General features: G+C 49.4%; 23 protein-coding genes. 13 read left to right on the top strand and 10 right to left on the bottom strand.

Annotated elements, in window-relative coordinates; all coding sequences use genetic code 11:
* Positions 1-54 precede the first annotated feature (54 nt).
* Together ACXAGR_RS04120 and ACXAGR_RS04115 are read right to left on the bottom strand one after the other, a co-directional pair.
* Positions 55-948, bottom strand: a complete 894-nt coding sequence (locus ACXAGR_RS04120) for a sugar phosphate isomerase/epimerase family protein (RefSeq protein ID WP_303572102.1) — start codon at positions 946-948, stop codon at positions 55-57.
* A 73-nt stretch (positions 949-1,021) separates the two neighbouring features.
* On the bottom strand, positions 1,022-2,026 hold the full coding sequence (locus ACXAGR_RS04115) for a LacI family DNA-binding transcriptional regulator (protein ID WP_474848287.1): 1,005 nt from the start codon (positions 2,024-2,026) through the stop codon (positions 1,022-1,024).
* A gap of 295 nt (positions 2,027-2,321) precedes the next feature.
* Here ACXAGR_RS04115 and ACXAGR_RS04110 point away from each other — a divergent pair, with 295 nt between their 5' ends.
* From ACXAGR_RS04110 to rplI, 10 genes are all read left to right on the top strand, one after another.
* Entirely contained in the window at positions 2,322-3,479 is a 1,158-nt protein-coding gene (locus ACXAGR_RS04110) for a Gfo/Idh/MocA family protein (protein WP_474848285.1), read from the top strand.
* A gap of 31 nt (positions 3,480-3,510) precedes the next feature.
* Complete coding sequence (locus ACXAGR_RS04105) at positions 3,511-4,566, top strand: sugar phosphate isomerase/epimerase family protein (protein WP_119502820.1); 1,056 nt, start codon at positions 3,511-3,513, stop codon at positions 4,564-4,566.
* A 49-nt stretch (positions 4,567-4,615) separates the two neighbouring features.
* Positions 4,616-5,833 (top strand): nucleoside permease, encoded by a 1,218-nt coding sequence (locus tag ACXAGR_RS04100; protein ID WP_474841589.1) that lies wholly within the window; start codon positions 4,616-4,618, stop codon positions 5,831-5,833.
* Positions 5,826-6,713 carry a hydroxypyruvate isomerase family protein gene (locus ACXAGR_RS04095; protein ID WP_119502818.1) on the top strand — a complete coding sequence of 296 codons (888 nt, stop codon included), beginning with the start codon at positions 5,826-5,828 and terminating at the stop codon, positions 6,711-6,713. Before ACXAGR_RS04100 ends, ACXAGR_RS04095 begins: the two co-directional genes overlap by 8 nt.
* Positions 6,714-6,756: 43 nt before the next feature.
* Positions 6,757-8,439, top strand: coding sequence for a GMC oxidoreductase (locus tag ACXAGR_RS04090; RefSeq protein WP_119502817.1), 1,683 nt, complete (start codon positions 6,757-6,759; stop codon positions 8,437-8,439).
* 2 nt (positions 8,440-8,441) lie between these two features.
* Positions 8,442-9,059, top strand: a complete 618-nt coding sequence (locus ACXAGR_RS04085; protein WP_119502816.1) for a gluconate 2-dehydrogenase subunit 3 family protein — start codon at positions 8,442-8,444, stop codon at positions 9,057-9,059.
* Positions 9,060-9,114: 55 nt separating this feature from the next.
* Positions 9,115-9,885: a 3-keto-disaccharide hydrolase gene (locus ACXAGR_RS04080; protein ID WP_119503512.1), complete on the top strand. Its 771-nt coding sequence runs from the start codon at positions 9,115-9,117 to the stop codon at positions 9,883-9,885.
* A gap of 169 nt (positions 9,886-10,054) precedes the next feature.
* Positions 10,055-10,453 (top strand): 30S ribosomal protein S6, encoded by a 399-nt coding sequence (rpsF, locus tag ACXAGR_RS04075; protein ID WP_119502814.1) that lies wholly within the window; start codon positions 10,055-10,057, stop codon positions 10,451-10,453.
* An 11-nt stretch (positions 10,454-10,464) separates the two neighbouring features.
* Complete coding sequence (gene rpsR / locus ACXAGR_RS04070; RefSeq protein ID WP_070126454.1) at positions 10,465-10,695, top strand: 30S ribosomal protein S18; 231 nt, start codon at positions 10,465-10,467, stop codon at positions 10,693-10,695.
* A 20-nt stretch (positions 10,696-10,715) separates the two neighbouring features.
* Positions 10,716-11,168 carry a 50S ribosomal protein L9 gene (gene rplI, locus ACXAGR_RS04065; RefSeq protein WP_119502813.1) on the top strand — a complete coding sequence of 151 codons (453 nt, stop codon included), beginning with the start codon at positions 10,716-10,718 and terminating at the stop codon, positions 11,166-11,168.
* Positions 11,169-11,250: 82 nt separating this feature from the next.
* On the opposite strand, the gene ACXAGR_RS04060 is transcribed toward rplI, so the two are convergent.
* The 3 genes from ACXAGR_RS04060 to ACXAGR_RS04050 all read right to left on the bottom strand — a co-directional run bounded on the left by ACXAGR_RS04060 (position 11,251) and on the right by ACXAGR_RS04050 (position 14,396).
* Complete coding sequence (locus ACXAGR_RS04060) at positions 11,251-12,192, bottom strand: bifunctional helix-turn-helix transcriptional regulator/GNAT family N-acetyltransferase (RefSeq protein WP_474848282.1); 942 nt, start codon at positions 12,190-12,192, stop codon at positions 11,251-11,253.
* Between the two features lie 96 nt (positions 12,193-12,288).
* Positions 12,289-13,365, bottom strand: a complete 1,077-nt coding sequence (locus ACXAGR_RS04055; RefSeq protein WP_474848280.1) for a glycosyltransferase family 4 protein — start codon at positions 13,363-13,365, stop codon at positions 12,289-12,291.
* On the bottom strand, positions 13,362-14,396 hold the full coding sequence (locus ACXAGR_RS04050) for a glycosyltransferase family 9 protein (RefSeq protein WP_474848278.1): 1,035 nt from the start codon (positions 14,394-14,396) through the stop codon (positions 13,362-13,364). Before ACXAGR_RS04050 ends, ACXAGR_RS04055 begins: the two co-directional genes overlap by 4 nt.
* An 81-nt stretch (positions 14,397-14,477) precedes the next feature.
* On the opposite strand from ACXAGR_RS04050, the gene waaA reads away from it, so the two are divergent.
* Positions 14,478-15,785 (top strand): lipid IV(A) 3-deoxy-D-manno-octulosonic acid transferase, encoded by a 1,308-nt coding sequence (gene waaA / locus ACXAGR_RS04045; RefSeq protein WP_474848276.1) that lies wholly within the window; start codon positions 14,478-14,480, stop codon positions 15,783-15,785.
* A 273-nt stretch (positions 15,786-16,058) separates the two neighbouring features.
* Here the strand turns inward: waaA and ACXAGR_RS04040 are convergent, their stop codons facing one another.
* Positions 16,059-17,858: a cation:proton antiporter gene (locus tag ACXAGR_RS04040; RefSeq protein WP_474841575.1), complete on the bottom strand. Its 1,800-nt coding sequence runs from the start codon at positions 17,856-17,858 to the stop codon at positions 16,059-16,061.
* A gap of 206 nt (positions 17,859-18,064) precedes the next feature.
* On the opposite strand from ACXAGR_RS04040, the gene ACXAGR_RS04035 reads away from it, so the two are divergent.
* Positions 18,065-18,904 carry an NHL repeat-containing protein gene (locus tag ACXAGR_RS04035; protein WP_474841573.1) on the top strand — a complete coding sequence of 280 codons (840 nt, stop codon included), beginning with the start codon at positions 18,065-18,067 and terminating at the stop codon, positions 18,902-18,904.
* Between the two features lie 151 nt (positions 18,905-19,055).
* On the top strand, positions 19,056-19,637 hold the full coding sequence (locus ACXAGR_RS04030; protein WP_474841571.1) for a hypothetical protein: 582 nt from the start codon (positions 19,056-19,058) through the stop codon (positions 19,635-19,637).
* 104 nt (positions 19,638-19,741) lie between these two features.
* On the opposite strand, the gene ACXAGR_RS04025 is transcribed toward ACXAGR_RS04030, so the two are convergent.
* The 4 genes from ACXAGR_RS04025 to ACXAGR_RS04010 all read right to left on the bottom strand — a co-directional run bounded on the left by ACXAGR_RS04025 (position 19,742) and on the right by ACXAGR_RS04010 (position 24,838).
* Complete coding sequence (locus tag ACXAGR_RS04025) at positions 19,742-21,925, bottom strand: M3 family metallopeptidase (RefSeq protein ID WP_474848274.1); 2,184 nt, start codon at positions 21,923-21,925, stop codon at positions 19,742-19,744.
* A 108-nt stretch (positions 21,926-22,033) separates the two neighbouring features.
* Positions 22,034-22,888, bottom strand: coding sequence for a formyltetrahydrofolate deformylase (gene purU, locus ACXAGR_RS04020; RefSeq protein WP_119502805.1), 855 nt, complete (start codon positions 22,886-22,888; stop codon positions 22,034-22,036).
* A gap of 91 nt (positions 22,889-22,979) precedes the next feature.
* On the bottom strand, positions 22,980-23,582 hold the full coding sequence (gene thpR / locus ACXAGR_RS04015) for an RNA 2',3'-cyclic phosphodiesterase (protein WP_474841567.1): 603 nt from the start codon (positions 23,580-23,582) through the stop codon (positions 22,980-22,982).
* Positions 23,583-23,659: 77 nt separating this feature from the next.
* Positions 23,660-24,838: a GGDEF domain-containing protein gene (locus ACXAGR_RS04010; protein ID WP_474841565.1), complete on the bottom strand. Its 1,179-nt coding sequence runs from the start codon at positions 24,836-24,838 to the stop codon at positions 23,660-23,662.
* Positions 24,839-24,884: the final 46 nt, after the last annotated feature.

Below are 24,884 nucleotides of genomic sequence, written 5' to 3'. Positions count from 1 at the left end.
AAGAAAACCTACGTCTGAATTAAGGTTCAGCGTATGTGCATGACCACTCAGGTATTAGCCGGCCAGCAAGGTGGATACGGCTTTGTAACCCTGCTGAATGGTTTGCAGTTTATCCGGTGTCTGGTCGCGTTCAACGAAACGGTGCTCTACGCCTGCCTGCTTCGATGCGGCAAAGATTTTGGCAAAGTTAATTGTACCGGTACCTACGTCAGCGAACTGGCCCTGCTTGTCCATGTCTTTGACGTGCCACAGCTTGAAGCGGCCGGGGTGTTTGGCAAAATAGGCCAGCGGATCTTTATTGGCTTTGAACATCCAGAACAAATCCATTTCCATCGCCATTTTGTCGGCATCCACTTCATTCAGTAACACATCGTACGGCTCGACACCGTCAGTAACGTGGAATTCGAAATCATGATTGTGGTAGGCCAGTTTCAGTCCCTGACGGTTACAGGCATCGCCCCACTTATTGCATTCTTCTGCCAGCTTTTTGTACACATCGATGGTTGTACCGCGCTGTTCTTCAGTCAGATAAGGGATAACCACATATTTGTGGCCTACTTCGAGGGCGGTTTCGATAACTTTATTAATGCCTTCTTTGCGGAACATATCCAGAGGAATGTGTGCAGAAGGAGCTGAAAGGCCTTCACCATCAACAATTTTGCGGATTTCTTTCGGGCTGTGACCAAAATAACCGGCGAATTCCAGTTCTTTGTAGCCTACCGCTGAAACCAGTTTCAGCACGGCGGGCACACTGACGGCCATCATATCGCGCAGTGTATACAGCTGTAGTCCTACGCGGGTTTCCGCTTTAGCCTGACCAAATGCAAATCCCGGTGCCATCAGCAGGCCTGCTCCGGCTGCGCCCAGTTTTACGAATTGACGACGGTCCAGTGAGGACTGGCCGATCTTGCTGGCAATATGACTTGCCTTATTGTTTCTGCCTGACATGTTATTCTCCTTCGTCATTTGCACTTGCTCACGAAGTTACAGCGTACGCAGCAAGTAAAAGTCATCGTTCTGTTTAATCCGGAGCCTTTCCGGTGCTGCCCCGTAAGATGAGTTCGAACGGCATAATTACTTTAGGTGCCGTTGTCAGTTTGCCTTCCAGTACGTCCACTAACAAGTTTACAGCAGTGCGGCCGAAGGCTTCTGCCGGCTGTGCAATGGTGGTCAGAGGGGGATCGCAATAGGCGGCAAAGTCGATATTATCAAAGCCGGCAACCGAGATATCCTGAGGTACCCGCAAACCTGCGTTTTTAAAGCCCTGAAGTGCACCCAGAGCGGTTTCATCGTTCTCACAAAATACCGCAGTAGGGCGGTTATCCAGTGCCAGCATCCGGCCGGCAGCTTCATATCCAGCCTGCAACGTAAAATCGCCGGCGAAAAGCAAAGATTGATCGTAAGGAATATCGGCGGCCTGTAACGCGTCACGGTAACCGGCAAGCCGCTCCTGTGTGAGGGGACTGTCTGCAGGCCCCTTAAAAAGCGCAATACTTTTGTGACCGAGAGAGAGCAGATGCTCCGTCATGGCTCTGGCTGCGGCGCGGTTATCCAGTGTCACGGTCGGGCAAATATTCGAACTGAGCACCTCACAGGCATTCACCATGGGCAGCATGCTGTCGTTCTTGCCGGTATCTTCAGAAAACGGGTTGTGTGCGCGAAGCTGAATAAGCCCGTCAGCTTGTGATGTTTGTACCATTTTGGCGTAATTTGCCTCGATGTCTGCATTACCAAGCGTGTTGCCCAGTAACAGTGAATAGCCGGATTCGGCTGCAGCTTCCTGCATGCCACTGATCACCCTGGCAAAAAATACGTTTGCCACCGTCGGAACCAGTACTACCAGACTGTGCGTTTTACCGGAGCGGAATTTTACCGCCATCAGATTAGGCTTATATCCTACTTCACTCACTGCTGACATGACCTTAGCCCGTGTTTTCGGAGAAACACGTTCAGGCTGTTGCAAAGCACGCGACACAGTTGCCACGGAAACTCCGGCTAAATCAGCGACATCTCGGATATTTGGCATTACCTTTTTCTCAAACCACTTTTTTATTCTTTGCAGTGCGAAGTGAGGTATTCACTTCTGTGCATATGTAACGGATTACATTTTGTCGCGACAGGATTACCCAAATGTAAGCATAAATCCAGTTTTAAATGTGAAATATAAACAAAAAATATACAAAATTACCGTGTGTTGATTACATTTGGTCGTCCGGACTACGACGATGGTAGAAAATTCGTTGACATCAATTTATGTAATCCGTTACATTTTTACAGTAATTACATATTTGTAACAACGATGTGCACAATTGGGGGAATACATGGCGAAGTTGCAGCGGGTTCGCATGGGTATGGTCGGTGGTGGTGAAGGTGCTTTTATCGGCGCCGTACATCGTCACGCAGCAGGCCTGGACGGTCAGTACGATTTAGTTTGCGGGGCATTCAGCCGCGATACTGGGAATAATCAGCGTACCGGTGACAGTTTGGGTTTAAGCAGCGACCGCGTTTATGCGTCGTGGCAGGAAATGCTGGAAGCAGAAAATAAATTACCTGCTGACGAGCGTATGGAAGTGGTTGTGGTTGTCACGCCGAACCATCTTCACGTGCCGGTCACCATAGCCGCGCTCGAAGCTGGCTATCATGTATTCTGCGAAAAGCCTGCCGGTCTGAATCTGGCAGAAACCAAAGAGCTGGCGAAAGTCGTTAACAGTTCTGACCGTCTGTATGGACTGGCACACACCTACCTGGGGTATCCCATGGTGTGGCAGGCTAAAGCCATGGTTGAAGATGGCAAACTGGGCAACATCCGTAAAATTCTCGTTGAGTACCCGCAGGGCTGGTTAAGCGGCGAAGACGATCCTGATAACAAACAGGCTGCATGGCGTACAGATCCGGCATTGTCCGGCGGTGCAGGATGTATGGGCGATATCGGTACCCATGCCTTTGGTCTGGCCGAATTTATCAGCGGCCACACGGTAACTGAACTGTGTGCAGACATGAACATTATTGTGCCGAACCGCCGTTTAGACGATGACGGTGCAGCATTCTTCCGCACTGCTGAAGGCGCTAAGGGCGTGCTCATCGCCAGCCAGGTGTGTGCCGGTGAAGAAAACGCGCTGAAAATCAAAGTGTACGGTGATAAAGGTGGACTGGAATGGCATCAGATGGAGCCTAACTCCGTTATTTTCCGCACACTGGATGCACCGTACTGTGTATACCGTGCCGGTTCCGGCCAGCCGGGTTTGTATCCTGAAGCGTCCGATCGCTGCCGTACTCCGTCAGGTCATCCTGAAGGCTATCTCGAAGCTTTTGCTAACCTCTACCGTTACTTTGCCATCGCTGTACGCGAAGGTCAGACAGGTAAAGCTGAAGGCGTGCCCGGTCTGAAGTCCGGTTTACGCGGAATGGCATTTATTGAAGCAATGGTTGCCTCCGGCGCCAGCGACGTGAAGTGGCATCCGATCCCGGATACCGAGTAACAGACCCGTTTACAGAATTTAGGAGATTACCATGGCAGCAATTAAAGGCCCTGCGATTTTTTTAGCGCAATTTGCAGGTGACAAAGCGCCGTTCGATACCCTGGAAGGGATGGCAAAGTGGGCCGCTTCACTGGGCTATAAGGGCATTCAGGTGCCAACTGACCCCAAATTATTTGATTTAGAAATTGCCGCAGAAAGTCAGGAATACTGCGACAAAGTAAAAGCTATGTGTGCTGAAGCCGGTGTTGAAATTACCGAGCTGTCTACACATTTGCAGGGACAGCTGGTGGCTGTTCACCCTGCTTACGATGAGTTATTCGATAACTTCGCGCCTGAGCATTTACACGGTAAGCCGAAAGAGCGTACTGAATGGGCAATCAATCAGCTGATGCTGGCAGCAAAAGCCAGTAAACGTCTTGGCCTGAAAGCACACGTGACTTTCTCCGGTGCACTGATGTGGCATCTGGTCTACCCGTGGCCGCAACGTCCTGCCGGTCTTGTTGACGAAGGCTTCAAAGAACTGGGTAACCGCTGGAGACCTATTCTGGATGCATTCGAAGAAGCTGGTGTTGATTTGTGCTACGAAATCCACCCGGGTGAAGACTTACACGACGGTGCAACATTTGAGCGTTTCCTGCAGGAAGTTGACGATCACCCCCGCGCAAACATTCTGTTCGATCCCAGTCACTTCGTGCTGCAACAACTGGATTACCTGGACTTTATCGACCGTTACCACGACCGCATCAAAATGTTCCATGTAAAAGATGCTGAGTTTTTGCCAAATGGCAGAAGCGGCGTATACGGTGGTTACCAGGGTTGGGTAGACCGTCCGGGACGCTTCCGTTCACTGGGCGACGGCCAGGTAGATTTCAAGAGCATCTTTACTAAGCTTACCCAGTACGGTTTTGAAGGCTGGGCAGTGCTTGAGTGGGAATGCTGTCTGAAAGATTCTGCGCAGGGTGCAGCTGAAGGGGCACCATTTATCGCATCTCACATTATTGAGCCAACTAAAGTTGCGTTCGATGACTTTGCCGGTGCTGGCAGCAGCACAGAAAGAAACCGCCGGATCCTGGGTCTGGACAAATAATAATAATGCCCGGGGCCAAAAGGCCCCGAAGTAGTAAGAGGATATAACAATGATAATGACCCGCCTGAGCATTATGATGTTTCTCCAGTTTTTTATCTGGGGTGGCTGGTTTGTGACCTTAGGTACCTTCATGGGGCAAACACTGGGCGCTTCCGGTAGTGAAATCGGTATGGCGTTTTCTACCCAGTCCTGGGGTGCGATTATTGCGCCTTTCATCGTTGGCTTAATCGCTGACCGTTTCTTCAATGCAGAACGTATTCTGGGTGTGCTTCACCTGATTGGCGCAGCGCTGATGTACATGATGTACACCTCCACAGATTTTGCTTCATTCTACCCTTATGTACTGGGCTACATGATTGCTTATATGCCGACGCTGGCGCTGGTTAACTCGGTATCATTCGGCCAGATGACTGACCCGTCAAAACAATTCGGTAAAGTACGTGTTTGGGGAACCATAGGTTGGATTTTAGCCGGTCTGGTGATCAGCTATGTGTTCTCATGGGATTCTGCCAGCGGCATTTCTGAAGGCGCACTGCGTAACACCTTTGCGCTTTCTGCCATTGGCTCATTAATTCTGGGTATCTTCAGCTTCACGTTACCTGCAACACCACCTAAAGCGAAAGGTACAGCTTCGGCAAGTCTGGGTGAAATGCTGGGTCTGGATGCACTGACACTGCTTAAAAGCCGCAGCTTCCTGGTGTTCTTCCTGTCTTCGGTACTGATTTGTATTCCGCTGGCGTTCTACTATCAGAATGCGAACCCGTTCCTGGCCGGCATCGGCGTGGAAAATCCGACGGGTAAAATGGCGCTGGGTCAGGTTTCAGAAGCATTGTTCATTCTGGCACTGCCGGTATTCCTGAACCGTTTCGGCATCAAGGCAACGTTATTGCTGGGTATGCTGGCGTGGGTACTGCGTTATGTGATGTTCGCTTACGGTGATGCTGACGGCGGTATGTTCTTATTATTAATCGGTATTGCACTGCACGGTATTTGTTACGATTTCTTCTTCGTATCCGGACAGATTTATACCGATGCTAAAGCCGGTGAAAAAATCAAAAGTGCGGCGCAGGGCCTTATCACATTAGCCACCTATGGTGTGGGTATGCTGATTGGTTTCTGGGTTGCAGGTAAGATCACCGACACCTACACATCAGAAGCCGGAGCGGACTGGAGCAGCATCTGGTTGTTCCCTGCAGGGTTCGCGGCTGTCGTACTGGTACTTTTCTTCATCCTGTTCAAAGACGAGAAGGTTTCCACCGATGCGTAATTCGCGTAGAGCGGTGCTTAAAGGGCTGGCGCTGTCAGGGGTTGGGCTGACAGCGACCAGTGCTTTATCTCTTCATGCGCATGCTGGCACAAGCCAGCATGCCGCCCTCAAAGGAAATATCAAACACGCAGTGGCGCGTTGGACATTTCCGGATCTTTCTTTAGAGGAGCTTTGCCTTGCCATTAAAGATATGGGCTTTTCAGCGATCGACTTAGTGGGTCCTGATGAGTGGCATATCCTTAAGAAACATGGCGTGCATTGCTCTATGTGTAATGGTGCTGAACTGAACCTTGAAGACGGTTGGTGTGACGACCGTTTTCATGAAGCGCTCATCGAACGTTACATTCCGCATATAGAGAAAGTGGCGGCAGCCGGTTACACCAACCTCATTTGTTTTAGTGGTAACAAACGGGGTATGGACAACGAAACCGGACTGAAAAATGCCGTTAAAGGGCTATCACAAATTCTGCCTCATGCTGAAAAGCACGGGGTAGTGCTGCAAATGGAACTGTTTAACAGCAAGGTCAATCATCCTGATTACATGGCCGACAATTCAGCCTGGGGTATCGAGCTGTGTCGCCGGCTGGGATCAGCGCATTTTAAATTGCTGTACGACATCTACCATATGCAGATAAGCGAGGGTGACATCATTCGCACCATACGTGACAACCATCAGTATTTCGGGCATTACCACACAGCGGGTGTGCCGGGGCGTCACGAGATTGATGACTCTCAGGAACTGTATTATCCGGCCATTGCGAAAGCGATTAAGGATTTACCGTTTGACGGGTATCTGGCCCAGGAATTTATTCCAACTCCAGACAGTAAGGCAGGCAAACTGAAGTCGCTTAACCAGGCGATCCGCATTTGTGATGTCTGATCAGTAGAAACGCTTTTGCCGGACGTGTTTAAGGGGACAAAACATGGCAAGTAATAACTATGATGCGATCGTTGTCGGATCGGGGATCAGTGGCGGCTGGGCTGCCAAAGAACTGACCGAGAAAGGCCTTAAAGTACTCATGCTGGAACGTGGCCGAAATATTGAGCACGTTAAAGATTATATTAATGCGCACAAAGAAAGCTGGGACTATCCTCACCGGGGCCTGGCTACGCAGGACATGAAAGAAGTTTATCCTGCACTTTCCCGCGATTACCCGCTGAATGAAATGACGCTTGGCATGTGGGCTAATGAGCAGGAAGCGCCATACATTGAAAAAGAACGCTTTGACTGGTACCGCGCCTACCAAATGGGCGGACGTTCACTGTTATGGGGACGTCAGAGCTACCGTCTGAATCCGGAAGATTTCATGGCTAACGGCAAAGAAGGTATCGCCGTTGACTGGCCAATTCGTTATGAAGACCTGTCGCCATGGTATGACTACGTTGAAAAATATGCGGGTATCAGTGGTACCCGTGAAGGCTTGAGCGTTCTGCCTGACGGTCACTTTATGCCTCCTATTCCGCTGAATGCGGTTGAGAAAGACGTTGCTGCCCGCGTTAAGAAAGCGTTTGGTGGTTCACGTCATTTCATCCACTCACGTTCTGCAAACATTACCCAGGGGATTAATGATATCCGTGTGGGTTGTCAGTTCCGTAACAAGTGCTGGTTAGGCTGTCCGTTTGGCGGCTATTTCTCAACGCAGTCTTCTACGCTGCCGGCAGCAATGGCAACCGGTAACCTGACAGTGCGTCCTTTCTCCATCGTAAAAGAAATCAAATACGACAAAGATAAGAAGCGTGCAACCGGTGTTGAAATCATTGATGCTGAAACTAACGAGACTTACGAGTTCAACAGTAAAATTGTATTCGTAAACGCCTCTGCCTTTAACTCTGCATGGCTGCTGATGAACTCAGCAACGGATGTGTGGGAAGGCGGTCTGGGCAGCAGCTCCGGCGAACTGGGTCACAACGTCATGGACCACCACTTCCGCGTTGGCGCAAGCGCCAGTGTTGAAGGGTACGAAGACAGCTATTACTTCGGCCGTCGTCCGGCTGGCTTCTATGTGCCCCGTTTCCGTAACTGGGATGGCGACAAGCGTGATTACGTACGTGGCTTCGGTTATCAGGGTTCTGCAAGCCGTGGTGGCTGGCGTAAAGACATCGCCGAACTTGGTCTGGGGTCTAACCTGAAAGATGCGATGTCTGAGCCGGGTGACTGGACTATTGGTATGACAGCGTTCGGTGAAATGCTGCCGCATCATGACAACCGTATCTATCTTGATAGCAAGAAGAAAGATAAATGGGGTCTGCCGGTACTTGCCATGGACGTTAAGATCCGTGAAAACGAATACAAAATGCGTAAAGATATGAAGCAGGACGCCATTGACATGTTTGAGGCTGCTGGCCTTAAGAATGTTCAGGGTTATGATGCTGATTACGCACCGGGTATGGGTATTCACGAAATGGGTACGGCGCGTATGGGCCGCGATCCGAAGAGTTCAGTACTTAACAAGCACAATCAGGTTTGGGATGCACCAAACGTGTTCGTGACCGATGGTGCGGCAATGACTTCAGCATCGTGTGTTAACCCGTCTCTGACCTACATGGCAATGACTGCCCGTGCAGCAGACTTTGCAGTAGACGAACTGAAAAAAGGAAACCTGTAGCCATGAACCGTCGTGACTTACTTAAATTCATCACTGCTGCCACAGGTGTTGCATTTGTCGGTGGCAAAGCGCTGGCTTACGAAAATCTGCCAGTGGTGCCGCTGTCCGACACCGGTTTCAGCAAGGAAGACGTAGCCTTCTTCAACGAACTGGGCGAAGTTATCCTTCCCCGTACCGACACACCGGGAGCAAAAGATGCCGACGTAGGTAGCTGTATGGCCGTACTGGTAGCAGACTGCTATCACCCGACTATGCAGAAAACCTTCAAAGAAGGCCTGGTAACCCTGAAGAAGCGTGCTGAAAAAGAGTATGGCAAAGACTTCCTGTTGCTTTCTGCTGAGCAGAAGATGGAACTATTGTCTGCGCTCGACGAAGAAGCTAAAGCCTATAATGCTAAGAAAGGCATTTGGGGTGATGTAGCCATGAGCAATCCTAATGCGGGAGCGCCATGGGATGAAGAGCTGGTTGCTCCTCATTACTTCTCGTTGATCAAGCAACTGGTACTGTTCTCGTTCTTCACGTCAGAAGTTGGCTCGACGAAAGTACTGCGTTACGTTGCCATTCCGACTAAATACGAAGATATCCCTTATAAGAAAGGTGACAGAGCCTGGGCTACCTGAGGTAGCCTTTTCACCAACACCATCATTTCAATATTAAGGGCACATAATGAAAAAGATGACAAAAACAACATTGCTATCCGGCTTAGCACTGTCACTGGCGTCAACAGCGTCAATGGCGAAGGAACTGAGTCCGGAAGAGCAAGCTGCTAAATCTGAAGTGTGGGAACCTGTTCCTGCTATGGTTGAAACTGCGCCGGGCAAAGCACCTTCTGATGCGGTGGTACTGTTCGACGGTACTGACTTATCCGCTTTTGAATCACTGAAAGGTGGTGAAGCGAAGTGGACGGTAGAAGACGGCACGCTAACTGTAAAACCGGGAACCGGTGACATTGTCAGCAAGCAGTCTTTCTGCAGCGTGCAACTGCATGCCGAGTGGAAAACACCTGAGGATGTTGAGGGGCTGGAGAGCCAGCAGCGAAACAACTCAGGTATTTTCCTGCAGCAGCGTTATGAAGTTCAGGTTCTGGACTCTTATAACAATAAAACTTACCCCAACGGTCAGGCAGGCAGTATCTACAAGCAGGCTATCCCGTTGGTTAACCCGGTGAATCCGCCGGGTGAGTGGCAGAGTTACGACATCATTTTTAATGCACCTGAGTTTGATGGTGATGAACTGGTGAAACCGGGTTACCTGACCGTTTTAATTAACGGTGTGCTGGTACAAAACCACACTGAAATCTTAGGTAAGACCGAATGGATTGGCGGACCTTCTTATGAAGCGCATGGTTGTGCACCTATCCAGTTACAGGACCACAGTAACCCTGTGAGCTTCCGTAATATCTGGGTACGTGAAATCGGCCAGAATACTCTGACGGACTTCCGTTAAGTTTTACAGTGATAAACCTTCAAAGCCGCGAATTATCGCGGCTTTTTTGCTTGTCTGGTGAACAATTGATCTATATAATGCGCGCCCTTACAGCCATCAAACCTATCTAGTTCCTTGTCTCTATACAGTTTGGCTGTACTGTCGAGGCTACAACCGTAAGGAGCGTGTAATGCGTCATTACGAAATCGTATTTATGGTTCACCCTGATCAGAGTGAACAAGTACCTGGTATGATCGAGCGTTATACCACTATCCTGAAGCAAGAAGGTGGTCAAATCCATCGTCTGGAAGACTGGGGCCGTCGTCAACTGGCTTACCCAATCGAAAAGCTTCACAAAGCACACTACGTTTTGATCAACGCTGAAGCAACTGCAGAAGCTGTTGACGAGCTGGAAAATGCTTTCCGCTTTAACGATGTGATCCTGCGTAACCTGGTTATGCGCACGAAGAACGCTGTGACTGAACCTTCTCCAATGATGAAGGAAGAACGTCGTGAGCGTCGTGACGATTCTGCTCCACGCGGTGAGCGCGCGGAAAAGAAAACTGAAACCACTGAAGACAACGCGTAAGGAGATCTATCATGGCTCGTTTTTTCAGACGTCGTAAGTTCTGCCGTTTTTCTGCAGAAGGTGTTGAGCAAATCGATTATAAAGATATTGCTACACTGAAAAACTACATCACTGAGAGCGGTAAAATCGTTCCTAGCCGTATCACTGGTACCAGTGCAAAGTATCAGCGTCAGCTGTCTACTGCTATTAAACGTGCGCGTTTCTTAGCACTGCTGCCGTACACAGATTCACACAACAAGTAATTGGCGAAGGAGTAACTTAGATGGAAATCATCTTATTAGACAAAATCGCTAACCTTGGTGGTCTGGGCGATACAGTTAACGTTAAAGCTGGTTTTGCGCGTAACTTCCTGTTCCCACAGGGTAAAGCAGTTCCTGCAACTAAAGCTAACGTTGAAAAGTTTGAAGCTCGCCGCGCAGAGCTGGAAGCGAAAATCGCTGACCAGTTGTCTGCTGCTGAAGCTCGTGCTGCTAAAGTTGCTGAACTGGGTGAAGTGACTATCGCTGCTCCTGCTGGTGACGAAGGCAAACTGTTCGGTTCAATCGGTACACGTGACATCGCTGAAGCAATCACTGCTGCCGGCGTTGAAGTATCTAAAGCAGAAGTTAAACTGCCTACCGGTACACTGCGTGAAACTGGCGAATACGACATCGACCTGCAGTTACACTCTGAAGTAATGACATCTGTTAAGGTTGTTATTGTTGCAGAAGCTTAATTGCCAGTTGATTAAGTAATACTGAAAACCGCTGCACTTGCAGCGGTTTTTTTATGCCCGTTAAAATGTTTCCCGTATCAACTTACAGCATTAGCTGCATTTGTATATCGCACCGCGCGTAGGGTGAAGGTGTGGGTTTATCCACTTCTTTGAACCCCAGTTTGCGGTAAAGGCTGATGGCCGGTGCCAGTTTCCTGTTACTTTCCAGGTAAAGCTTCTTCGCTCCGGCATCCCGGGCCTTTTGTATGGCAGCTTCCCCAAGGAGTGCTCCCAAACCTTTGCCCTGTTCGCTGTCTGCCACAGCCATTTTAGCCAGTTCATAGCAGTCATCATCCATGGCTATCAGTGCTACCGTTCCGCAAATATCACCGGCAGGATTTTGCACCAGCAAAACATGGCCCCCTTTTTTCAGAATATAATTTTCGGGGTCCCCCAGCGAGGCATGATCAGAGCTTTCCATGGTGAAATAGCGTTCTATCCAGTGCTTATTGAGCTGGTAAAACGCATCACGATGCTCAGGGGAATAGTCAATTACGCGGAATCCCCGTGTTGCCTTTTGTTTTATCAGGCCCAGCAAAGTCGTTTGTGATAGCAGGGTTTCTACGGCACCCAGCTGTTCAAGGAAGTCCGGCGCCACGTCGTTCAGTGCTGAATTAAGGGCATTGCCGATGTCGGCTATCTGCTTTTCAAGCACCGGTAGCATCGTCAGAGCTTTATCTGACAATGAAAGCAATTGCACCCGCTTATCCTGCTCAGAAGGACGGGTGACAAGTAATCCTGCGCTTTTCATCTGAGCGGTGGTTTTACTGACAAACGGGTGAGACTGGCCGGTAATTTCTGCAATGGTACTTACACTTAACGGCGATTCCTGCATCAGACTATACATGACAGGGAACCAGCTTGGTTCCATGGAAACGTTATACGCTCTATAGACTTCACTGGCCTGCGCAACCAGCTTTTCAGACAATCTTCTGAACCGGCTGCCCAGTGCAGCTGCACCTGCCAGTTGTAAAACATCAGCCATTTCCCTAAACCCCATAATATACGTAACTAGTTACGCATATTAGATCTCAACGGGTAATGTGACAAGGGGAAATGATATAGCCGGCAAGAGAATCCTCTAGACGAGACTTTTATAAAGGTCCGTGTAAGCATCCGCCATGGCGGCGATACTGAAATGCTGCTGCACATGATGAAACGCGTTTTCACCCAGAGCCCGGGCTTCTGCCGGGTTATCCAGCAGACGAAGAATTTCCCGCGCCAGTGCGGCCGGGTCTCCCGGCTCAACCAGTAAGCCGGTTTTTTCGTTGTGAATAATTTCCGGAATGCCGCCAACAGGGCAGCTTATCATGGGGACTTTACAGGCCCCGGCTTGAAGAAGGATTATGCCAAGGCCTTCTGCATAAGCAGGGTGAACCATCACATCAATATTTGGCAAAATACGCGGAACATCTGATGTGAACCCGCACAGCCTGATATTTTTACCGGCTCCGGAGTCATCTGCCAGTTGCTGATACGCAGCCTGTTGTTTACCTTTACCGAACAGTAAGCAGGTCACATCCTGTCTGCGGGCAATTACAGCTTGCATGGCCATGATGAGATCTTTCTGACCTTTCCTCGGGATAAGCTGGGCAAAGTTTGCGATGACCTTATGGTTTGCAGGGATGTCATACTTTTCCCGAAACCACTCAGCGTCCCTGCTGTAGCGGAAGTCATTCAGATCGACTGCCGAGTGGATCACAGGCTGCAGGATCTGTTTGCAATGCCGTGACACCACATCATGTACACCTTGCGAGATACTGACGACAGCTTTGTAGTGCCGGTACTTCAATGCAGCCAGTGCAGACTCTTTATTATCTACTCTGCGGGTACATACAGCCGGAATACCGAACAGTGCACTCACCAGGCCGCCCCACACATCAGCACCCCGGCGGCTGTGAATGTGCAGAATATCCGGTTTAGACCTTTTTATAAGCCGGTAAAGGCGGAAAGGAAACCTGAGATCCGTATCGCCGGAGTAAGGGACCGGATGCTTGATACAGCCGGGCGCCGGGATGTCAGAAATCGCGCTGTCTGATGCGCACACCAGGTGGCTGGTAATGGTGTCTTCTGGCAACGCATTGATAAGATATTCAACCTGTTTGGCACCGCCATACAACTGTCTGCCAAGTTCCACATGCATCACCATTATCGTCATAGCCACTTCTCCAGCCATGCGGTGACTTTTTGTGGCGTGATAGCCCGCATGCAGTCATAGGCTCCGTTGCAAACCGGCTTACGCTTACAGGGGGCGCAAGGTAAGTTTTCGTACAATACTGTCGCATCCGGATTATCTGTTTTCGTATACGGACAGGTGGAACCGAACAGGGCTAGAACAGGTCGCTGATGACAAATCGCCAGGTGAGTCAAACCGGTATCCACACCAACCACAACACGTGCATTTGCCAGTAATGCCCCGCTGGCAGCAAGAGACAGTTTTCCTGTGAAAGAGAATATGTGTTCTTTGCCTGATGCCAGTTCTGATGCTGTATCCGCATCGTAAGGCCCTCCGGCAATAATCACCGGAAGACTGTCATGATTGTTTAACCACGCTATGACATCTTTCCAGTGTTGCACTGGCCAGTGTTTCTGAGGACGGGTGGTAAAGGGACACAGAACGATATAGTCGTGATTGATACCGCTGGCAGCAAGGGCATCCTTCGCCTGGCGAACAGCTGACGGGGAGGCAGGGAGTGTCATGGTGAATTCATGTGCACCAAGATAGCGCCCCAGTGCTTTGTACTCCGAGCTGATGTCATCAGAGTCCGGTTTATTCAGTGATTCTGTCAGTAGCCAGTGACTGTGCTCTTTGCTTTTAAACCCTATGCGACGGCCTGCGCCGGACAACCAGCAAAAAAAGGCGCTTTTAAGCAGTCCCTGTGCATCTATAGCGATATCGAAGTGATGTGATGACAGCTCAGCCTTAAATGCTATTACAGCGCGACAGAGGCTCAGCCAGCGCTTTTTTTTTGCCAGTGCTGACCATTCTTTCTTCGGCCAGGGAATAACCTGGTCAACATCAGGATGAGCAGCAATGAAACTGGCATAGGGCGCTTCGGTAAGCCATACAAGACGTGAAGCATTTAGTGAGGATTTTATGTTGGATGGCAAACCCGAGGCCATTACAATGTCACCGATGGCGCTTAGTTTAACCAGAAGTACAGCAGGCTTGTGACTCTTGTCCGGCATAACAAACACAATAATTGAAAACTGATTTTTAGTTAAACAAAGCTTCACGACAGTTTAATGACGAAAGGACGCAGAGTACGTATGACTGCCAGCAAAAACCAATACCGGCCCGGCCTCAGTGAGACGTTGTTTCGCTGGTTTTATTCACTAGTGCTGGCGCTGATCGTTCCGTTCGCTTTTCTGAATCTCATCATTCGCGGGCAGAGAAGAAATAAAGAATATAACCATCGCCGGTTTGAGCGGTTTGGTTTTGTACGTCAGCCGGCCGCACCGGGAGGATACCTTTTTCACTGTGTGTCGGTAGGCGAGGTGGTTGCGGCGTCTGTGCTGATTAAGCAGTTAATGAAAGAAGAACCGGAAACACCGGTGACGATAACCACCACCACGCCCACCGGTTCGGCGCGGGTCAGATCTATATTCAAAGATACTGTTCACCACTTCTATTTACCATACGATTTACACATGGCTATGGCGGGTATGCTGCGGCGGGTGAAGCCCAAAATGGTGCTGATCACTGAGGTGGAGCTGTGGCCTAATCTGATCCATAGTTGCTGGCGTCGGGACATTCCGGTTGTAGTGATTAATGCGCGTATGACAGATCGCTCCGCCAGACGATATAAGAAATTGAAAATACTGTTTGAGCCCATGCTCCACAAGCTTTCCCATGTATGTGCCCAGGGCATGAGAGACTTTAAAAATTATCAGTTTCTCGGTATCGAAAAAGAGAAGTTAACACTTACTAACAACATAAAGTTTGATCAGGCAATGTCTGCACCGGATGCCGGTGATTCATTTTACGGTCTTGAGAAAAATGTCCGCAGGGCACTGATTGGTGGAAGTACTCATGAAGGTGAGGAAAGTGCCTTACTTGATGCTTATCAGAGCCTGAAGCCCGGATTTCCGGATTTATTGCTCATTCTTGTACCCAGGCATCCAGAGCGGTTTGCCCGTGTAGCGGATCTGCTGGAACAAACAGGGTTACACTACCTGCGCACAGCTTCACCGGGCGCACAGGTGAGCAGTGAGACTGATGTCATGCTGGTAGATGAAATGGGCAAGCTCAATACGGTTTACACATTCGGCACCATTGCGTTTGTCGGTGGCAGTCTTGCGGATAAAGGTGGTCACAACGCCCTGGAGCCGGCTGCACAAAAATTACCGGTAATCATGGGCCCCAACGTTTATAACAATCCGCTTATTTGCCAGTACCTGCAAGAATGTGGTGCGCTCAGCATTGTAGAAGATGCAACGCAACTCACCGCCAGTTGTAAAACGTTGCTTGATTCTCCCGAAGCTGCCCGTGTGGCGGGCGAGGCCGGATTCGCTGTGATCAGTGCAAACCGCGGCGCGACCGGGAAGACACTGGAAGTCATCCGTTCATCCCTTTGAGCCTTTTTGGTGCATGTGAGTTGAGATGGTGCGTGCTGTTGGTGCGTCAACAGTGGGCAATGGTTGGTAAATGCCCTGTAAAAAGCATAAAGTACTGATAACTATGTTATTTCAAAAGTTGGTCTGTCTATTGCTTTCATAAGCGCCGACGGTGTAGCTCAAGTAAAAAATAAACAACAACGCATCCAATAATAATAATAGAGGGGAGCGCTTGAATACACGTTATTTCCAGGGAGAGGCACCCTGCCCCAAGGGTAGGGTGCCGTTCTGGCCTCACACCGGTTCACTCTCCGGTATAATCAAGCTGATTAATTTCCATCCTGCTTTCGGCGCAATATCTTTACCATTCAAAAATGCATGAGAACGTCCGTTCTCGTCCAGAGCAATAAGCGGAATAGCTCTGTCGCCGTATCTTGCGGAATAATCTTCGAAAGTAAATTCTTCGCTCAGGCGTGTTGTTTTCACGGATGCATCATGAGAGACAGCAGAAGCCAGGTATCCGTATGTGACTCCCTCAGCAAACAGTGTCAATTTCTGCGCATACTGGGTGCTAACCTGATGCGATGGCCGTGCACTTTGTTCGTTGTTGGTTAAGCCCCACACTTTATCTTTACCCATGGTGTACTCAAAATGATAAGCAATCATAGGGTTAAGTTGTTTGTAGGGGGACATGATCAGTACAGTACCGAATAAACCTAAATCCAGGCTTCGCGCTGCGTGATCCGACATGGGGTTCCCGAAATAGGCCGGAATATCCATCATTCTGGTTTCTTTAATGGCATCCCAGTTGGTATCGGCAATACAAACCGGTAAATCATGTGCTTTCAGTTCCTTTGCCAGCATCCGGCTGAACTTACTGCCGCCGAAAATTAAAAAGCCGTTTGGCGCAGGGGAACGAACCTTCAGAAGTTTGGCCACAGATTTAGATGACAGACTCTGTACAACGACGGTGGTAATAATGACCACAAAGACGATGGGAACGATAACCCCTGCACCCTCATAGCCAATTTCCTCCAGCTTCAGAGAAAACAGTGCGGATACGGCTGCCGCTACAATACCTCTGGGCGCTATCCAGCTGATCAGCGCCAGTTCACGCCAGTTTAGTCCGGTGCCCACAGAGGAAGCCAGTACGGAAAGGGGTCTGGCGATAAACATAATGGCCACCAGAACCACAATGACGCCGGAGCCGACCTCGAACACAGAGTCGAGATTCAACCGTGACGCAAGAATAATAAACAGGCCGGAAATCAGAAGAACACTTAATGTTTCTTTAAACTCCAGGATGTCTTCCACGTCCACATTTTTCATATTTGCCAGTACCATACCGGCAATGGTCACTGCCAGCAGGCCTGACTCATGGGCTACATGATTAGAGATGGCAAAAACACCCAGTATCAGGGTGAGAACAGCTGTGTTTTGCAGATAGTGGGGGACCAGTTCTTTACGTAGCGAAAGACCAAGCAGGTAGCCGGCGGCCAGACCAAGGACGGTGCCCATGCCTACCGTCTTACCAAAAGCCACCAGAGTATGTACCAGTGCCGTGTCCTGAGAGGCCACAATGTACTCGTAAACCAGCACCGCCAGAAGTGCACCGATAGGGTCAATGACAATGCCTTCCCAGCGCAGAATGTTAGCGATGTTACTTTTCGGTCTTACAGTTCTGATCATCGGCACAATGACCGTCGGGCCTGTTACGGTCACGATGGCACCAAACAGGGCTGCAAGCTGCCAGGATAAATCCAGGCTCAGATGGGCAGCGATGGTTGCAACCACCCAGGTGACCAGCACGCCAACGCTGCACAGGTTTCTCACCATATTGCCGTGACCCGCAATATCACTGAATTTCAGTGTCAGCGAACCTTCAAACAGGATGATGGCCACCGACAGGGACACTACAGGGAACAAAAGATCCCCGAACAGTGCGTCTGCGTCGAGCACGCCAAATACCGGGCCAACGATAATACCGGTTATCAGCAAAGGTAAAATGGCTGGCAGGCGTATTTTATAAGCCAGAAACTGACAGAATATAGACAGCAGGCCGACACTGACCAGGCTTAATAACGGGTCTGACACGTGGTGTTCCTTCTTAAAGTTGAAGTTATGCCGCTGATGCCCGGCATATTTATTATTTTCCGGCTTTTATACTGACCTCAGGTCAAAGCAGATTTATCGTTAGCCATTGCAAAAAATAATCGTCACAATGGTATAGTAGTCTGAACTTGTGCATATCACATTGTTTTATTTAGATTAACCTTATTTACAGCAGAAAGAGAATATCAGTGAACCGTATTGTTTTCATTTTAAGCCCGTTATTGTTACTGGCAGGTTGCAGTGTGTCAGCAGATCCACAACATGGTGTTGAGGTGCTGTCCACCTATACGCTGGATAACGCGCTGAAGGAAACATCGGGCCTGTTCTGCGACAGCAACAATATTTACACCGTCAATGACTCTGGCAATGAGCCGGAATTGTTTACCCTTGGACAGGATGGAGCGCTGACCGCAAGGGTGACGCTGGATGCAATAAACCGTGACTGGGAAGCCATTACCGGTGACGATGAATATTTCTATATTGGTGACATCGGAAATAATGCCGGTAAGCATAAATCACTCACCGTCTATAAAATTAACCGTGCAGACCCCGTGCAGGAAGCAGTAAAGCGCCGTTTTACCTACGCAGGTAATACGCCGCAGGAAAATGCTCCCTATGCTCACGATTATGATGGTGAAGCCATGACAATGCGGGATGGAAAACTGATCCTGTTTTCAAAAAGCTGGGCTACTGAGCAGTCACACGTCTACGTTTTACAGGATATAAAAGCTAAGCAAGTACTTACTCCTTTTGCATCTGTAGACGGACTTCCCGGCGTTGTCACCGGCGCAGACTGGAACAGTGATACACAGGAGTTTGTTCTGGTCGGTTACCGCAGTAATGCCCTGGGCATGTTTAAACCTTTCATCGCCACTGTCAGTGGTGAATATCAGCTTAAAACTGTGGACTTTCTCTCACAATTCGCTCAGGTCGAAGGTGTTTGCTATGGTCCTGACGGTAACGTATGGATCTCACAGGAAAGCACGCCTTATACCTCTGCAAAACTCGCAAAGCTAAAATTTCATTAATGGCTATAAAATCAACACACTGATATTTTTTGGGTATAGTTAGACTAATTGAGGATGGTTTTATATACCCAAAAAGCTGCCCGTTTGCTTATACTTTAATCACTCGCTGAGGTAAGCCCTTTGCAGAATGATAATAAAGCGGAGCAGAACCATGTTGAAACAGGTAACCACTTTAGCACTTTGTGCCCTGCTGACACCTCAGGTATGTCTGGCCAGTTCTTCTATTGGTGACCAGGCTGAAGCCTGGCTGGAAGAAAAACTCGATTACTCCGGTGATATCTCCGTTTCCCTGTCGAAAAATAAAATCAGATTCAATGGTTGCCGCCAGAAAGATTACAAACTGAGTCTGGCAACCAGAATCAGCGATACAGTTAATCTTGAAGCAGTGGCATCTTACGGTCGGGCTGTAATGGACTTTGGTGTGTTCAGTCAACGGGTGACATCGAGAGCGTATGAGTTGATTACCTGGTGGGAACAACCAGCTTACCGGGTTGGGGTAGCGTCCGGCGTGCGTCCTGCTCATGATATTGATTTACCGGTAAGCGGCTCTTTTGCCCTGCCTGACAGCAACACCGTATCAGTATATCTGGAAACGGAAGGAGCTGAAGAAAATCACACCATGTCGTTTGCTGTTCGCAGAGAAACCTGGCACGGCGATACATCAGATATCACTTTGTCTCAGGACAAGAGTTACGACAATCAGGTGCAGTTGGGTTACCGCGTAAGCTTTTAATTCAGTGTTGAGAGGCTGATAAAAAAGGGGCGATTATCATAATCGCCCCTTTTTCGTTATTAAACGGTTTACTCAGGTACCGGGGCTTACTCAGGTACCGGGGCTTACTCAGGTACCGGGAACCCCCGCGCACGCATCAGTGCATCTGTTTGCGCATCGCGACCACGGAACAGACGGTAAGCTTCGGCCGGATCCATTGCATTTCGGACAGCAAAGAGATATTTCACCAGCTTTGCCGATAATTCTTTATCGTAAAAGCCGCCGGGGGCTTCTGCGAATGCTTCCGCTGCATCTGCAGAGAGAACGTCTGCCCACATGTAGCCATAGTACGCTGCTGCATAACCTTCACCGGAGAATACATGTCCGAACTGTGTGCTGCGGTGACGCATCACAATCTCTTCAGGCATATCCAGCGCCTTCAGTTGATCCCGTTCAAAGGCATCAGGCTCAATCTTCTCAGGATCGGTGGTGTGATACAGCAAATCCATGATTGCCGAAGCCATGTATTCGGTTGTCCCGAAACCGGAATTAAAGGTGGATGCATTCTTAATTTTTTCTACCAGTTCAGCGGGAATCGGCTCGCCGGTTTTGTAGTGCACCAGGTAGTTATTGATGACTTCATCAGTGGTGAGCCAGCGCTCCAGTAATTGTGACTGGAACTCGGTATAGTCACGTACACCGGAGTGGGACGTGGGGTATTCCACATATGAAGACAGGAAATGCAGGGCATGACCAAATTCGTGGAAATAGGTATTGGCGTCATCCCAGGAAATTAGCGTGGGCTCGCCCTCAGGGCCTTTAACGAAGTTAGAATTGTTAGAAGCCAGCACAGTGGTTTCACCGTCAAAAGTGGTGTAACTGCGGTATGTGGTCGCCCATGCTCCTGAGCGTTTGCCCTGACGTGCGAAAGGATCGAGATACCAGAGACCAATCAGCTTACCGCTGTCCTTGTCTTTTACTTCCCATACCTTCACATCAGGGTGAAAAACCGGTACCGAACCTTCAGGAACCGGTGTGAAGTCAAAGTTAAACAGACGGCCGGCGACATAGAACATTGCTTCACGGAGTTTATCCAGTTGCAGATATTGTTTTACTTCGTTTGAGTCCAGGTCGTATTTAGCTTTACGTACTTTTTCGGCATAAAAACGGTAATCCCAGGGCTTGATAGTAATGTTTGCGCCTTCTTCATCAGCGATAGCCTGCATGTCTGCTACTTCTTCGTCTACCCTCGCAATGGCTGCCGGCCAGACTTTCATCATCAGATCCATGGCATTCTCAGGTGTTTTTGCCATACGGTCTTCTAAACGCCACTGGGCGTAATTGTCATACCCCAACAATTCGACCCGTTCATCACGTAACGTCAGGATTTGTTTGATGATGTCATTGTTATCATATTCATCGCCGTTATCACCACGGTTGTAGTAGGTGTTCCACACCTGCTCACGAAGCGCCCGGTCTGTGCTGTAAGTGAGGAAAGGATCCATAGATGAGCGCGTGTTAGTAATTGCATACTTACCTTCCTGACCACGTTCTTTTGCAGCAGCGGCTGCACCTTTTACAAATGATTCCGGCAGGCCGCCCAGTTGCTCCGCGGTGATATAAGTCACGTAGTTTTCTTCGTCGGCCAGCACATTCGTTGAGAACTGGTTGTACAGCGTTGCCAGCTCTTTATTGATTTCGGCATAGCGTGCTTTTGCGTTACCATCCAGGGTAGCGCCGTTACGGGCGAAGCTGTTGTAGGTGATCCATGTAATACGTTGTTCTTCGGGCGTCAGCGATTTCAGTTCTTCACTTTCGTAAACCGCTTTAATACGCTCAAACAGCGCTTCATTTTGGGTAATTTTTGTTGAGAATGAGGAAAGTTCCGGAGACATTTCTGCCCGCACATCCCGAAATTCAGGGCTGGATTTGTTCGAGCTGAAAATACCGTAGTAACGGAATACACGGTCCAGTGCACTGCCGGCACGTTCCATGGCGACAATCGTATTGTCGAACGTAGGCGGTTCAGGGTTATTTGCAATGGCTTCTATTTCTTCCAGGTTAAGTGCCATTCCTTTTCTCAGGGCTGGCTTAACATCTTCAACCTTCATTTTGTCGAACTGGGGAACGCCGCCGTAAGGCCCGGGGAAGGGTTGCAGTAACACATTGTTAAATTCCGGATACTGTTGCTGCGTTTGTGCACTTGCATCCGCTGAGGTCGTTGCAGCCTGGTTGGCTGCCTGGTCAGAACATGCGCCGAGGGTAAGCGCAACAGCCAGCGCTGTCAGCGAGGCAGTAAATTTTTTCATTATAGAGTTCCATCGTCGTTATTATCAGCGGTTCAGTGTATAAGAATGCGGCGCTGAGGGCCATATAACGACGACGGGTTCCGGGACAGGTACGGTGGACTGTGGTCTTTACGCGAAGACCACAGTTTTGTTGCGGTGAATAATGACCCGGTCTTCCAGGTGATAACGCACACCGTGGGCCAGCGCTGTCACTTCGCAATCCTTTCCTTTGCGGACCATGTCTGCGGCTGAATCGCTGTGACTGATGCGCTTTACGCTCTGCTCGATGATAGGGCCTTCATCGAGATCCTTCGTTACGTAGTGGCACGTGGCTCCAATCAGCTTAACACCGCGATCGTAGGCCTGCTGATAAGGTCTTGCACCGGCAAAAGACGGCAGGAAGCTGTGATGAATATTAATCGCTTTTCCCTGCAACTTTGTGCACAACGTATCCGGCAGAATTTGCATGAATCGGGCAAGGACTGTGAGGTCAATTTTGTATTCGCTGATCAGCGTTTCTATCTGCGAGAACGCCTGTTCTTTACCCAGAGCTTTAAAATCCACCCAATGGAACGGTACTTTGTACCAGTCAGCAAACTGTTTCATCTGCGGGTGATTACCGATGATCACCGGAATGTCGCAGTGCAGTTCGCCGGTGTGCCAGCGGTGCAGCAAATCTACCAGACAGTGGGATTCAAGGCTGGCCAGCAGAGCAACACGCTGTTTTACGCGGGAGTCGGTTAGTTTCCAGTTCATCCGGAATTCATCTGCAACCGGTGTAAACGCTTTTACAAACCCGTCATAGTCCAGTTTGATTGAGTCAGCCCCGATTTCATGGCGCATAAAAAAGCGGCCGGTTTGCAGGTCGGTATGGTGATTAGCCTCGACGATAGTGGCTCCGTGACCGGCAAGAAACTGGGAAACTCTGGCGACAAGGCCAATCTGGTCCGGACAATCAATTACAAGACGAAAAGTTTGTTGCATGAGATGTAAAGGCTCTGACAAATAGGTTGTTGAATTCAGTGTGTTGTTTTACCCATGCAATTGGCATCTGTAAAGCCTCAATTGATATATCTCATACCAGACCCCGCCGTAATCGCTCGCGAACGGAGATATCAGGCTCCAGAGACCAGGAGTGCCGCACGGGGTAGCGGACACCTGATGGCGTAGAGACAGACTCAAAAAAGTGAAAGTCACGGAATTGCAGTTTGATATCCGGAGGCAACAGAGGGGCAGGCTGGTCGCTGCCGGCCTTCCTGACAACAGTGACATGAGGTTTGTATTCACGGTTTTCCAGCGGTATTCCCGCTTCACGGGCGGCTTTACGTACACACTTAGCTAACTGCATCAATGGCGGGCACGGCTCATCAGGGCCCGCATATAAAATTTTAGGTCCGTCCCACACGCCGGTGGTGTTGAGGGTCACAGAAAAAGGTTCTGCAGCGACGTCGTCCAGTGCGTGTAACAGTGCTTCATGCTGTCTCTGGTTGATGTCGCCAAGGAATGCCAGTGTGAGATGATAGTTCTCCGGTGGCACCGCAGCAGGCGGGGCTTTCTGACCGTGAGCGATAATGGCACCTGTTTTCCTGAGCGCTACAGCCGGAAGAGCCCGTTCCCGCCAGCCGGAAAGCGCGAGCTTCTCCTGCAAAGAAAGATCAAGGCCGATAAATGAACGCATTGCGGTAACCCGTGTTTTTCTGTGAAAGGCGTACAGTAAACCAGGCTTGCAGGGGATTCAAAGTAAACCGGGTTAATTTACTGCCACGCTTCAGCGGTATGCTCCGGTTCAGAAATGCTGACCGTATTCCGGCCTTCTGCTTTTGACTGGTAAAGTGCTTTGTCAGCACGGTCAAACAGCGCTTGCCAGCCTGAATCATCGTGATGACTTAACGCACTGCCTATGCTGATTGTAATATTCATTGGCTTATCGTTCATCATCACCGGCCGGCTTGCCACAGACTGCCGCAATCGTTCACTCACCCGCTGCAATTGTTCTGCATTACAACGTGTCAGAATAATCAGAAATTCTTCGCCGCCGATCCTGAAACAGTTGTCTTCGTCTCTGACAATATCTTTTGCCCGCGATGTAATTTGCTGGAGAGCAACGTCACCGGCATGGTGACCCCATTTATCGTTAATTGCTTTAAAGTGATCAACGTCAAATATGATGATGCCGAAAGTGTGTCCTGTCCGCTGCGCTGTTTCCCGGCATGAAAGTGCGCAGGGCTCAAGTGCTTTTCTATTCAGCCAGCCGGTGAGGAAATCCGTGTTCGAGAGCTTTTTCAGCATCTGCTGATGTTCGCCGTTGATGACGTAATTTAATGTTACTGCCAGCATTGAAATAAAAGTAATAACGGCCAGCGAGCCTGCAATCTGAAATATGTCGTTACCGGTAAATGCCAGTGCGTCGTGAGAAGTGAGTAACGCCACAGTGCGTATTAACATCTGGAGGGCGAAAATGGTAATTGTGATAAGCAGTGGCCACAGGAATCTCCCCTTTTTACGCATGGCGGTGTGCCACAACATGGTAATGGATGCGCCACTGAGCATCACTACAACGGGAGTCAGGATAATAAATCTGGCATCAACCGACCCTCTGAAATCCGGGCTCAGATGGAGCAGAAGCGTGAAAAGCGCCACACCTGTTGCCAGATAAGGCGGAGCCTTACCATAAATGTACAGGGCAATACCCGAGGTGATAAAGGCATGGCCTGCCATGTATAACACATTCGCTATTCCCGGGTGGAGCACGCCTTGTACGTCGAGTTTAATGCAGACAAAAGCGGTAAGGTTGGAGACGAGAAAGCAGGCGCCGGCACACATCCAGTGGAAGATATAGTTTGATGCCTTGTGACTTTGCCAGGCCATGCCCATAGTAAAACACAATGTCATACTGGCAATGGCCGTACAAATAATGATGGTCTGTAAATCCATTTACTCACTTCATTTATCTGATACGAAATTTGAATATATGAAAGTA

The organism is Alteromonas sp. ABH4_457 (assembly GCF_056160625.1).
The sequence above is the reverse complement of the archived record's forward strand: the minus strand, read 5'-3'. Positions and strand labels throughout refer to the sequence as shown.